13 protein-coding genes are annotated in these 11,852 nt (G+C 71.0%); 9 read left to right on the forward strand and 4 right to left on the reverse strand.

Annotation, left to right across the window (positions count from 1 at the left end; translation table 11 throughout):
* Nucleotides 1-266: 266 nt before the first annotated feature.
* From BWR60_RS37420 to pth, 5 genes are all read left to right on the forward strand, one after another.
* Nucleotides 267-500: a hypothetical protein gene (locus tag BWR60_RS37420; RefSeq protein WP_088157239.1), complete on the forward strand. Its 234-nt coding sequence runs from the start codon at nucleotides 267-269 to the stop codon at nucleotides 498-500.
* Nucleotides 501-1,041: 541 nt separating this feature from the next.
* Nucleotides 1,042-1,254 (forward strand): hypothetical protein, encoded by a 213-nt coding sequence (locus tag BWR60_RS33490; RefSeq protein WP_034848324.1) that lies wholly within the window; start codon nucleotides 1,042-1,044, stop codon nucleotides 1,252-1,254.
* 55 nt (nucleotides 1,255-1,309) lie between these two features.
* Nucleotides 1,310-2,116, forward strand: coding sequence for a MetQ/NlpA family ABC transporter substrate-binding protein (locus tag BWR60_RS33495; RefSeq protein ID WP_088157261.1), 807 nt, complete (start codon nucleotides 1,310-1,312; stop codon nucleotides 2,114-2,116).
* Nucleotides 2,117-2,529: 413 nt separating this feature from the next.
* Nucleotides 2,530-3,174 (forward strand): 50S ribosomal protein L25/general stress protein Ctc, encoded by a 645-nt coding sequence (locus BWR60_RS33500; protein ID WP_088157243.1) that lies wholly within the window; start codon nucleotides 2,530-2,532, stop codon nucleotides 3,172-3,174.
* Nucleotides 3,175-3,202: 28 nt separating this feature from the next.
* Nucleotides 3,203-3,775 carry an aminoacyl-tRNA hydrolase gene (gene pth / locus BWR60_RS33505; protein WP_088157245.1) on the forward strand — a complete coding sequence of 191 codons (573 nt, stop codon included), beginning with the start codon at nucleotides 3,203-3,205 and terminating at the stop codon, nucleotides 3,773-3,775.
* Between the two features lie 256 nt (nucleotides 3,776-4,031).
* Here pth and BWR60_RS33510 read toward each other — a convergent pair whose 3' ends face one another.
* The 3 genes from BWR60_RS33510 to BWR60_RS33520 all read right to left on the reverse strand — a co-directional run bounded on the left by BWR60_RS33510 (nucleotide 4,032) and on the right by BWR60_RS33520 (nucleotide 7,468).
* Complete coding sequence (locus BWR60_RS33510) at nucleotides 4,032-4,286, reverse strand: hypothetical protein (protein ID WP_088157247.1); 255 nt, start codon at nucleotides 4,284-4,286, stop codon at nucleotides 4,032-4,034.
* A 214-nt stretch (nucleotides 4,287-4,500) separates the two neighbouring features.
* The gene (locus BWR60_RS33515; RefSeq protein ID WP_088157249.1) at nucleotides 4,501-6,021 is read right to left on the reverse strand and encodes a YifB family Mg chelatase-like AAA ATPase; all 1,521 of its coding nucleotides are present in this window, start codon (nucleotides 6,019-6,021) and stop codon (nucleotides 4,501-4,503) included.
* Between the two features lie 202 nt (nucleotides 6,022-6,223).
* Nucleotides 6,224-7,468: a PQQ-dependent sugar dehydrogenase gene (locus BWR60_RS33520; protein WP_088157251.1), complete on the reverse strand. Its 1,245-nt coding sequence runs from the start codon at nucleotides 7,466-7,468 to the stop codon at nucleotides 6,224-6,226.
* Nucleotides 7,469-7,656: 188 nt separating this feature from the next.
* Between BWR60_RS33520 and BWR60_RS33525 the strand changes: the two genes are divergently transcribed.
* Nucleotides 7,657-7,992 carry an MliC family protein gene (locus tag BWR60_RS33525; RefSeq protein ID WP_088157253.1) on the forward strand — a complete coding sequence of 112 codons (336 nt, stop codon included), beginning with the start codon at nucleotides 7,657-7,659 and terminating at the stop codon, nucleotides 7,990-7,992.
* A gap of 36 nt (nucleotides 7,993-8,028) precedes the next feature.
* Here the strand turns inward: BWR60_RS33525 and ychF are convergent, their stop codons facing one another.
* Nucleotides 8,029-9,123 carry a redox-regulated ATPase YchF gene (gene ychF / locus BWR60_RS33530; protein ID WP_088157255.1) on the reverse strand — a complete coding sequence of 365 codons (1,095 nt, stop codon included), beginning with the start codon at nucleotides 9,121-9,123 and terminating at the stop codon, nucleotides 8,029-8,031.
* Between the two features lie 234 nt (nucleotides 9,124-9,357).
* On the opposite strand from ychF, the gene BWR60_RS33535 reads away from it, so the two are divergent.
* The 3 genes from BWR60_RS33535 to BWR60_RS33545 all read left to right on the forward strand — a co-directional run.
* Complete coding sequence (locus tag BWR60_RS33535; protein WP_088157257.1) at nucleotides 9,358-10,089, forward strand: glycerophosphodiester phosphodiesterase family protein; 732 nt, start codon at nucleotides 9,358-9,360, stop codon at nucleotides 10,087-10,089.
* A 57-nt stretch (nucleotides 10,090-10,146) separates the two neighbouring features.
* Complete coding sequence (locus tag BWR60_RS33540) at nucleotides 10,147-10,788, forward strand: DedA family protein (protein ID WP_179222057.1); 642 nt, start codon at nucleotides 10,147-10,149, stop codon at nucleotides 10,786-10,788.
* Nucleotides 10,772-11,852, forward strand: a 1,081-nt coding sequence (locus tag BWR60_RS33545; RefSeq protein ID WP_144445850.1) for a peptidoglycan-binding domain-containing protein, incomplete at its 3' end; no start/stop codon positions are given. The genes BWR60_RS33540 and BWR60_RS33545, both read left to right, overlap by 17 nt.

The following is an 11,852-nucleotide window of genomic DNA, read 5'->3' on the forward strand; positions in this document are numbered from 1 at the left end:
CCGAAGCGCCGCGCGCCGCGCCGCAAGAAGGCCGAGGTGGCGGCGGAGGCTGCGGCCGAGCCGGCCGCCGAGGCCCCCGCTCCGGCAGCGGAGCCCGAGGCCGCGGCGCTGAACGGTGCCGTGCCCGAGCCGGAACCGGCCGCTGCGGAGCCCGCCCCGGCGGCTGCCGAGCCCGAGGCCCAGCCCGAGAACCTCGCGGTCGAGGCCAATCAGGTGGTGAACCAGCCGCCCCGAAGCGCCGCGCGCCGCGCCGCAAGAAGGCCGAGGTGGCGGCGGAGGCTGCGGCCGAGCCGGCCGCCGAGGCCCCCGCTCCGGCAGCGGAGCCCGAGGCCGCGGCGCTGAACGGTGCCGTGCCCGAGCCGGAACCGGCCGCTGCGGAGCCCGCCCCGGCGGCTGCCGAGCCCGAGGCCCAGCCCGAGAACCTCGCGGTCGAGGCCAATCAGGTGGTGAACCAGCCGCCCGAGGCCCCGAAGCGCGGCTGGTGGCGCCGCGGCGCCTGATCCCGGCACCATAGCGAAACCGAGGAGCCCGCCCGGCCATGCCGGGCGGGCTTTTTCGTCCCATCAGCGCGGCGTCACTCACTGTTGTCATTGCGAGCGCAGCGAAGCAATCCAGGGGCCAGCGCGAGCCGGCCCCTGGATTGCTTCGTCGGCTTCGCCTCCTCGCAATGACATTACTGCTGTAAAAATATGTAGATTTTTTATTATTGACACGGCTGACCGTATGTTAGAGGGTCGGCCTCGATCTTCGGATCCGCGGGATTTTGACGGAAGCAGCTTGCGCCGCGTCACCAAACGCTAAAGCGCCACGACATGTTCGTGGTTCCGGCAGTTGATGCTGAGGAGCCGACCGATGGTTTCGACCCTGTCCCTGCCCATCCTCTCCGTCGCCGGCCCCACCCGGGACGTCCCCGGGGCCGGCCGCATGTGTCGCGCCTGTCGCTGTTGCTGATCGCGGGCCCGCCCCGCCGCATCCGACCGCACGATCCGACACACGCAGCGCGCCCCCCGAGCGGGCGTGCGCCCCGAGAGGACCCCTTCCATGGCTGACGCCTTCATCATCGTCGCCGGCGGCCTGACCGCCGGGATCGTCACGCGCGAGCCGCGCGGCTTCCGCTTCTACGCCTCCGACTCGGCCTTCACGCCGCTGGAGGGGCGCCTGTTCCGCACCACCCGGGCGGCCGGCCGGGCGGCGCATGCCGCGCTGACCACGATCGCCCGCCGCCAGCACCGGCCGGAGCAGGCCCGGGCGTGACCCGGGCACCCGATTGTCCTATCCCTGAATGAACCAAGACGTGCAGGAGCCCATCATGTCCCTGTCTCCGCTGAAGCGCGGCCTGTTCGGCCTGGCGCTCGGCCTCGCCCTCGGCGCCGCCACCGCCGGCAGCGCCTTCGCCGCCAGCATCAAGCTCGGCGTCATGGGCGGCAGCGAGGAGGAGATCGCCGAGGTCGCCAAGCAGGTGGCCGCCAAGAAAGGCCTCGAGATCGAGCTGATCACCTTCTCCGACTACGCCATCCCGAACGAGGCGCTCGAGAATGGCGAGCTCGACGCCAACGCCTTCCAGCACAAGCCCTATCTGGATGCCCAGATAGCCGCCCGCGGCTATCACATCGTCCCGATCGGCTTCACCATCGTCGAGCCGATCGGCCTGTACTCGAAGAAGCACACCAAGCTGGAGGCGCTGCCTGACGGCGCCAAGATCGGCATCCCGAACGACCCCAGCAATGGCGGCCGGGCGCTGAACCTTCTGGCCGCGCATGGACTGATCAAGCTGTCGCCGGGCAAAGGCCTGAACCCGTCGCTGCTCGACGTCGCCGACAACCCGCACAAGTTCGAATTCTCCGAGCTCGATGCCGCCCAGCTGTCGCATGCCTTGCCGGACCTCGATGGCGCCATCATCAACACCGATTATGCGCTGAATGCCGGGCTGGATCCGCGCAAGGACGCGCTGATCGCCGAGAGCCGCACCGACAACCCCTACGGCAACTTCATCGCCGCCCGCGCCGCCGACAAGGACCGGGCCGACCTGAAGATCCTGGTCGAATCCTACCAGTCGCCGGAGGTGACCCAGTTCCTGGAGACCCGGTTCAAGGGCGCCATCCTCCCGGCCTGGTAATCTGAGACGGCTCTCCTTTTGCCTCTCCCGCAATCGAGACCTTTTCAGAACGCTCGCCCCTTGCCGTCATTGCGAGGAGGCGAAGCCGACGAAGCAATCCAGGGGCCGGTGCGCACCGGCCCCTGGATTGCTTCGCTACGCTCGCAATGACGGCTGGGGAATTCTGAAAAGGCCTCGCTTGCGGGAGAGGTTACGCGCAAAAGCTGGCGCCATTCTGACAATCCGCTCTCCGCGCAGGAGGCCGATTTCCGCCAGACGACGCGCCTGCGTGCCGTTTCGTTACGCCGCTCGGCGCTCCAAGCCGTTGCGAAGCCGGACCAATTCTGGTAGACGACCGCGCTTGCGTAACTATTCGTTACGCCGTACCGACGCCGGCACCCCTGGAGGCCGGCGTCTTCACTTAGGAGAAACCGATGGCCGAAACCATCAAGATCAAGGCCGAAGCGCGGGACCGGGCCGGTAAGGGGGCAGCACGGGCAGCGCGTCGGGCCGGAATGATCCCCGGTGTGATTTACGGCGACAACAAGCCGCCGGTGCTGTTCAGCGTCAACGCCCAGTCGTTGCTGAAGGTCCTGCGCGACCCCGCCATGCTGACGCATCTCTACGACATCGAGATCGGCAGCGAGAAGCACCACGTCCTGGCGCGCGATATCGCCCTGGACCCGGTGACCGACACCGCCATCCACCTGGACTTCCTGCGCGTCAGCGACAAGACCACGGTCCATGCCGACGTGCCGGTGCACTTCGTCAACGAAGAGGCCTCGCCGGGCATCAAGCGCGGCGGCGTGCTGAACGTCGTGCGCCACGACATCGAGCTGATCTGCCGTGCCGAGTCGATCCCCGAATTCGTCTCGGTCGACCTGACCGGCGCCGAGATCGGCGACTCGCTGCGCATGAGCGCGGTGAAGCTGCCGGAGGGCGTCCGCCCGGCCGTGCAGGACCGCGACTTCGTGATCGCCACCGTCGCGGCGCCGTCGGCCGTCCGCGCCGAGGCTGCCGAGGCCGCCGCTGCTGCGGTGACCGGCGAGGCGGCCGTGGCCGAGGAGCCGAAGGCCTGATCAAGGCCTTGCGGGCTGGGAGAGTGCGATGCTGCTGTTCGTCGGCCTCGGCAATCCCGGCGCGCAATATGCGTATCACCGGCACAATGTCGGGTTCATGGCGCTCGACGACATCGTCGAGCGCCATTCCTTTTCGCCCTGGAAGCTGAAGTTCCAGGGCCGGCTGGCGGACGGCCGGATCGGCACCGAGCGCGTGCTGGCGCTGGAGCCCACCACCTACATGAACGACAGCGGCCGGTCGGTCGGCGAGGCGATGCGCTTCTTCAAGCTCACGCCCGCGGATGTCGTCGTGTTCCATGACGAGCTCGACCTCGCCGCCGGCAAGGTCCGGGTCAAGAAGGGCGGCGGCACCGCCGGCCATAACGGGCTGCGTTCGCTCGACGCCCATATCGGGCCGGAATTCTGGCGCGTCCGCATCGGCATCGGCCATCCCGGCCACAAGGACCGGGTGCATGGCTGGGTTCTGGGCGACTTCGCCAAGGCCGACGAGGCCTGGCTGGACCCGCTGCTGGAGGCGATGGCCAAGGCCGCGCCGCTGCTGGCCGAACGGGCGCCCGAGAAGTTCATGACCCAGGTCGCGCAGGCCACCCAGGCCGCCTGATCCGGCAGACGCGACAGCCCTTCTGGCCTTTGCTGCGCCGCACGACGACCCCCTTGATCCGATCGTTCCGGGGGCGCATCCTTTTCCCACGTGGTCGGCACAGCCGGTAACGCGTATTGGCCAGCCGCAACGCCCTTGCGGCGACCTCCGTCGGAATGGCAACCCGGCATCGTCGGGTGAGCCTGCGGACGACAGAGCACAACGAGGAGCCGCCGCCGTGCGGCTCCTCTACTGTCTGGGCCAGGCTTCAGGTCTCTCAGCGCGGTGGAATCGGCGTCTGCGCCACCAGCGTGCCGCCCGGCTGGACGCATTGGAAGCCGATATAGTTCCACTGCCGGTTGGCGGCGAGCGCCGTCCGGCCGGCCTTGCCGCAATACCGGTCGGCGATGGCCTGCGCCCCTGCGGCGCCGCGCTCGTTGAAGGTCTCCACCACGACGAACGGCTTCGCGCGCTGCTGCGGCACGCAGGCACTGGCCAGCAACGCGACGAAGATCGCTAGAATCGATCGCATCGGCGGGCTCCCTCCCTCGGATTCGGGTGAAGGCGATCGCCTCGGCAGGAAGCGAACCCGGCCAGGATCACAAAATTCCCGCCGCCGGCCAAGCCGCTTCGACTGGAACCGATGCTGTTTTGCCGGATCGGGCCGTATCATTTGATTATCATTTTATGAAGTTCCGGTGACCTCGATTGCCGGAGTCCTGGCCTCACCTTGCCCCGTTACTACCCTATCCGGCGACGGCCAGCCGGCGATAGGAGAGGGCCTCGGCGATCTGGCTGCGGCCGATGGTCTCCGAGCCGGACAGGTCCGCCAGGGTTCGGGCGACGCGCAGCATCCGGTGATAGCCGCGGGCGGACAGGCGCAGTCGCTCCGCCGCCTGGGTCAGCAGGGCGGCGCCGGCCGAATCGGGCGCCGCCACCCGTTCCAGCACCGCGCCATCGGCCTCGGCATTGGTGGCGATGCCGTCCCTGGCATAGCGCTGGGCCTGGATCTCCCGCGCCGCCGCGATCCGGGCCGCCACCTCGGCCGTGCCCTCGGCCGGCGGCGGCAGCGACAGATCGGCGGCCGAGACCGGCGGCACGTCGACATGCAGGTCGATGCGGTCGAGCAGCGGGCCCGAGAGGCGCGACTGGTAGTCCTGGCCGCAGCGCGGTGCCCGCCCGCAGCCGAGCGCCGGGTCGCCGAGATGGCCGCAGCGGCAGGGATTCATCGCCGCCACCAGCAGCACCCGGGCCGGATAGGTGATGTGCGAGTTGGCGCGGGCGATCACCGCCCGGCCGGTCTCCATCGGCTGGCGCAGCGATTCGAGGGTGGCGCGGGCGAATTCCGGCAGCTCGTCCAGGAACAGCACGCCGCGATGGGCCAGCGAGATCTCGCCCGGCCGGACCCGGAGCCCGCCGCCGACCAGGGCCGGGAGCGAGGCGGAATGATGCGGGTCGCGGAACGGCCGGCGGCGCATCAGCCGCCCGCCCTCCAGCAGGCCGGCGACCGAATGGATCATCGACACCTCGAGCGCCTCGGCCGGCGACAGGGGCGGCAGCAGCCCCGGCAGCCGCGCCGCCAGCATCGACTTGCCGGAGCCGGGCGGGCCGATCATCAAAAGGTTGTGGTTGCCGGCCGCCGCGATCTCCAGCGCCCGCTTCGCCGTCTCCTGCCCCTTGACGTCGCGCAGGTCGAGGCCCGGCCCGTCCGCCGCGGCCAGCAGCGGCTGCGGCTGGGCCAGCACCTGGGTGCCCTTGAAATGGTTGACCAGGGCCAGCAGAGTCGGCGCCGCCAGCACGTCGATCCGGCCCTCGGCGTCGGCGGCCCAGGCGGCCTCCGGCCCCGAGGCGGCGGGGCAGATCAGGCCCAGCCCGCGCCCCGCCGCGCCCAGCGCCGCCGGCAGCACCCCGGCGACCGGGGTCAGCGCGCCGTCCAGCGCCAGCTCGCCCAGCGCCATGTACTGCCCGACCTCCTGCACCGGCAGCACGTCGAGGGCGGTCAGGAGGCCGAGAGCGATCGGCAGGTCGAAATGGCTGCCCTCCTTCAGCATGTCGGCCGGCGCCAGGTTGACGGTGATGCGCCGCGGCGGCAGGGCCAGGCCGAGGGCGTGCAGCGCCGCCCGCACCCGCTCCCGGCTTTCCGCCACCGCCTTGTCCGGCAGGCCGACCAGGGTGATGCCGGAGAGGCCGCCCGAGACCTGCACCTGGACATCGACCGGCGCGGTCTCGATCCCCTGGAAGGCGACCGTGGCGATGCGTGCGACCATCTAGGCGGAGCCTGAGGCGTGTGGAGAGACTGGCATAGTCATGTATAAATTGTGCTTTCTGAAAAAGCACAACCATTACTCAGCATCCCGTACGCCCTGTCAATGCCTTCCACAGCCGTCACCGAGCCGTTGCGGCTGTTGACACATGACGGCACGCTGGCGCGCTACAGCGATCTCGTCACCGTCGTCTGACCCGGCCCTCTCAGTCGGCGGCCTTGGCGAGGCGCCAGAGGGTGCCGCCCTCGTCGTCCGAGACCAGGATCGACCCGTCCGGCAGCACCGCGATGCCGGCCGGGCGGCCCCAGACCTGGGCGGCGCCGTCCCCCTTGTTGACCCGGAAGCCGGTGGCCAGCGCCTCGTAGCCGCCCTGCGGCTTGCCGTCCCGGAACGGCACCCGCACCACCATGTAGCCGATCGGGTCGGCGCGGTTCCACGAGCCGTGCAGCGTCACCAGCGCGTCGCCGCGCCAGTCGGGGAACATCGAGCCGTTGTAGAAGACGAGGTCGAGCGGCGCCGAATGCGATTCGAACAGCAGGTCCGGCACGATCGCCGACTTCACCAGGTCCGGCTGCTTGTCCGCCAGGTCGGGCTGCGGGTTCTGGCCGAGATAGGAATAGGGCCAGCCGTAGAAGCCGTTCTCCCGCACCGCGGTCAGGTAGTCCGGCACCAGCCCGTTGCCCAGGCCGTCGCGCTCATTGACCACGGTGTAGAGCCTGCCGGTGCCCGGCTGCAGCGCCAGCCCGACCGGGTTGCGCAGGCCGGAGGCGTAGGTGCGGCCGCCCGAGCCGTCGGCGGCGAAGACCTGGATGGTCGCGCGCGGCGCCGCCTCCTCCGCGATGTTGCTGCGGCTGCCGATGGAGACGAAGAAACGGTCCGAGGCCGGGTCCCAGATCACGTTGCGGCTGTGATGGCCGTTGCCGCCGTCGAAGGCGCCCTCCGGCGTGATCCGCTGCGGCTTGGCCTGCGCCTTGGCGTCGCCGGCGGCCCAGGGCACGCGCCACAGCCCGTCGAGATCGGCGATGACCAGCGCGTCGCGCCGCAGCGTCATGCCGTAGGGCTGGTCCAGCCCGGTCAGGAACGGCATGGCCCGGGCCCGCGCCGGCGGGCTAGGCGCGACCAGCCGGCTGATGCGGCCGGCCTCCGGCTCCGACACCAGGATCGAGCGGTCCGGCAGCACCAGGATCTGGCGCGGGCCGGACAGGCCGGTGGCGAACAGCGTCGCGGTCATGCCCTTCGGCACCTGCGGCCGCATCGCATCGGTGCGGGCCACGGTCTCCGACTGGTTGGCCACGGCGTCGGTGGCGTAGGGCTTGGGCAGCGCGTCGGGCCTGACCTGGAACCTGGTCCCCGGCGCGACGTCCTGGGCCGCGGCCGGCGGGGCGGTGAACGGGCTGGCGACGAGCAGGGACAGGGCGAGCAAGGCTGAGACCGCGACCGCGCTTCGCATCGGCGACTCCTCCGCATCCTTTGATGAAGATGTGGGGGCCGGAGCGTCGGCGGGAAGGGGCCGGATGGGAAATTTGTCCGACAAGGGTTTGGCCGCTTCGCCCCGGTCGCGAAACAAATGGCCGGCTGCGGCGTTGCTGAGGGGCGATTGTCCGCCCGGCACGGTGCCGGGCCAAGAAGGAGACTGCGATGACCCGCCGCCTGACCCTGATCCCCTGCGCGCTGGCCCTCGCCGCGCTGGCCGCCTGCGGCGACGAGACCCCGAACCCGACCGCGAAGACCGAAGCCGTCGCCAGCAAGACCGTCAGCTACCGCTGCGCCGACGGCACCAGCCTGTCCGCCGGCTTCACCGGCGACGCGCTGGTGCTGGCCGACGGCGGCAACACGCTGACGCTGCAGCGCGCGATCTCCGGCAGCGGCGCGCGCTACACCAACCCCTATGGCGCGGAGTTCTGGGACAAGGGCGGCCAGGCCACCTACAGCCGCATCGCCGGCGCCCCCAGCACCAGCTGCACGGCCGGATAAGCTCCGGAGGCGGTCACCACGGCCGCCTCCCGGACCTCACACGTTAAATCGGAAGTGGAAGATGTCGCCGTCGCGGACGACGTAGTCCTTGCCTTCCTGCCGCATCTTGCCGGCGTCCTTCGCCCCCTGCTCGCCGCCGAGCGCGACATAGCTGTCGTAGTCGATGGTCTCGGCCTTGATGAAGCCGCGCTGGAAGTCGGTGTGGATCACCCCCGCCGCCTCCGGCGCGGTGGCGCCGACATTGACGGTCCAGGCCCGCGCCTCCTTCGGCCCGACGGTGAAGAAGGTGAGCAGGCCGAGCAGCTTGTAGCCGGCGCGGATCACCTTGTTCAGCCCCGGCTCCTCCAGCCCGATCGAGCCCAGGAACTCCTGCTTCTCCTCGGCCGAGAGCTGCGCCAGCTCGGCCTCGATCGCGGCCGAGATCACCACCGCCTCGGCCCCTTGCGCCTTCGCCATCGCCTCGACCCGCGCCGAATGGGCGTTGCCGGTGGCCGCGTCGTCCTCGGAGACGTTGCAGACATAGAGCACGGGCTTGGAGGTCAGGAGCGCCAGGCGCCGGAACGGCTCGCGCTCATCCGGTGACAGCGCGACGGTGCGGGCCGGCTTGCCCTCGCGCAGCACCGCCAGCGCCCGCTCCATCAGCTCGATCTCGGTCTTGGCGTCCTTGTCGCCGCCCTTGGCCCGCTTGGCGGCGGACTGCACCCGCCGCTCCAGCCCGTCCATGTCGGCCAGCATCAGCTCGGTCTCGACCGTCTCGGCGTCGCGCACCGGGTCGACCGAGCCCTCGACATGGGTGACGTCGCCCTCGAAGCAGCGCAGCACATGCAGCACCGCGTCGGTCTCGCGGATGTTCGCCAGGAACTGGTTGCCCAGCCCCTCGCCCTTCGACGCGCCGCGCACCAGCCCGGCGATGTCGACGAACTCCAGCTGGGTCGGGATGATCTTCCCCGAGCCCGCGATCGCCGCCAGCCTGTCCAGCCGCGGGTCGGGCACGCCGACGCGGCCGGTGTTCGGCTCGATCGTGCAGAACGGATAGTTCGCCGCTTCCGCCGCCTGGGTGGAGGTCAGCGCGTTGAACAGCGTCGACTTGCCGACATTGGGCAGGCCGACGATGCCGCAATTGAATCCCATGGGTCTCGTCCGGATCTCTCGAATCGGCGCCCGTCTAGCACGGATGCCGGGCCAAGGGGAGTCGCGGCCGAGCCGTCCCCCACTTGACGCCGGCTCGGCGAGGATGGCACCTGGAGGGGAGATTGTCCTGACGAGCCGCCGGTCCTTTCCGTCCGGGCGCCTGAGCCGGACCGTTCCCGACCAAGCCGAAAACCCGCTTTCCGCACTGCCCCGACGTCCCCCGGAGACAGCCCCATGACCCTGACCCTGCCCCGAGTCATCGGCCATCGCGGCGCCGCGGCCCACGCGCCGGAGAACACCCTGGCCTCGTTCCGCAAGGCGGCGGCCCTGGGCGTGCAGATGGTCGAGTTCGACGTCAAGCTGACCCGCAACCGCGTGCCGGTGGTGATCCATGACGACGCGCTGGACCGCACCACCGACGGCAGCGGCGCCGTCGCCAACGCCGATTTCGCCGCGGTGCGGATGCTGGATGCCGGCCGGAAATTCGCGCCCGAGTTCCGCGGCGAGCGGGTGCCGACCCTGGACGAGGTGCTGACCCTGGCGCTGGAGCTGGGCCTGGCGATCAACATCGAGATCAAGCCCTGCCCCGGCCGCGAGGTCGAGACCGCCGAGGTGGCGCTGGCGGCGGCCCGGAAGCTGTGGCCGGCCGACCGGCCGAAGCCGCTGGTCTCCAGCTTCGCCATCGAGAGCCTGATGAAGGCCCGCGAGGTCGCGCCCGACTGGCCGCGCGGCTACCTGATCTGGGAGCGGCCGGCGGTCTGGGCCGCCAATGCCGATGCGATCGGGGCGGCCACGATCAATGTCAGCCACGAGAAGGAGACGCCGGAGACCATCGCCGAGTACCGCGCCACCGGCCGGCCGGTGCTGGCCTACACGGTGAACGACGCCGCGCGGGCCAAGGCCCTGTTCGACCTCGGCGTCGCCGGTGTCTTCTCCGACGCGCCCGATCGCATCCTCGCCCTCTGATCGCCGCTTTTGCCGCCGATATCGGCCGCGGCCGCGAGGATCAGGAGAGTTTCGGCGGTGCAGGGCTTCATCGACCACACGATCGCCTTCATCGGCGCCCATGGCGGCTGGGCCGGGCCGATCATCCTGGTCTTCGCCTTCGGTGAATCCTTCGCCGTGCTGAGCCTGCTGCTGCCGGCGACCGCGGTGCTGGTCGCCGCCGGCACGCTGATCCAGGCGGGCACGCTGAGTCCCTGGGATGTCATCCCCTGGGCCATCGCCGGCGCCATCCTGGGCGATGCCGTCTCCTACGGGATCGGGGTGTGGCTGGAGCATCGGGTTGAGCGCTTCTGGCCGTTCACCCGGCACCCGCAGCTGCTGCGCACCGGCCGCGACTTCTTCCAGCGCTGGGGCGGCCTCAGCGTCTTCATCGGCCGGTTCCTGGGCCCCGTTCGCGCCGTGATCCCGCTGGTCGCCGGCATGATGGGGATGCGGCACCTGCCCTTCCAGGTCGCCAATGTCGCCTCGGCGATCGTCTGGGCGCCGGTGTGGGTCGGGATCGGCTGGTTCGCCGGCGAGGCGCTGAATCGAATCTTCGGGATTGAAGATGCGGCGCCGCTGCTGCTCATACTCATCGTCGTCGCGACGCTGGTCGGCGCCGCGGCGGCCTATCGCCTGCTGACGCGCAAGAGCAAGAGTTCGCATGAGGATCGCCCTTAACCTCGCTGTCGCCGCCGCGCTGGTCCTCGCCGCCGAGCCCGGACCGGCGCGCGCGGACGGGCTGGACGACTTCTTCAGCAGCATCCGCCGCCAGTTCGAGGAGCCGGCCAAGCCGAGCCGGTCGCAGAGCTGCGCCCAGACCGAGGCCGAGGCGCATGTCCTGGCCACCACGGCGGAGAGCGACCTGGGCCGGGTGCGGGCACGGATCGACCGGATCGAGCGCGACGCCGGCGCCGGCACCGCCCGCGCCCCGATCGACCAGGCGACGCAGACCGCGGCCCAGGCCCAGGGCCTGTCGGCCAAGCTGCGCCGGGCCCAGGCGGCCTATCGCACCATCATCGGCCAGTGCGGCCGGCCCGACCTGCAGAGCGAACGGCTGGGCAGCCTGGCCCGGCGGCTGGACGCCGAGGCGCGGCGGGCGACCCGGCTGGCCGACCGCATCGCCTCGACCCCGACCGGCGCCTTGCCCGGCGGCCCCCAGGCCTGCCCGGCGCTGGTCGACGATGCCCAGTCGGTGCAGTCCGACACCACCGCCGTGATCGACCGCATCGGCCAGCGCCTGCGCCAACTGGCGGGCGCCGACCCGCTGGCCGCCCGCGCCGGCGCCCTGGCCGTCGCCGACGACATCGCCGAGCAGCGCCAGCGCGTGGACACGATCGACGCGCGCGCCGCCACCCAGGGCCCCGGCTGCGCCGAGGCGGCGGCGATCCGCGACCGCGCCGCCGGCGACCGCCAGGCGCTGCAGGCGCTGCAGAACCAGGCCGACACGCTGATCGGGCCGCCGGCGCCGGAGGGCGCAGAGCCGACCCTGACCACGGCGCAGCGCCGCAAGGTGCAGGAGCGCCTGACGACCCTCGGCCATTATAGCGGCCAGGTCGACGGCCTGTTCGGCGACGGCACCCGGCGGGCGATCGCCCTGTATCAGAGGGCCGGCGGCGGCGCCGTGACCGGCCGGCTGACGCAGGCCCAGGCGGATGCGCTGCTGGCGGACCCGGCGACGGCGCCGAGAACAACTGGCCGTCCTACGAATCGTCGCGCCATTTCGAGGTGGCGAAGCACTACAC

Source organism: Inquilinus limosus, assembly GCF_002195995.1.
In the GTDB taxonomy this organism is placed as follows: domain Bacteria; phylum Pseudomonadota; class Alphaproteobacteria; order DSM-16000; family Inquilinaceae; genus Inquilinus; species Inquilinus limosus_C.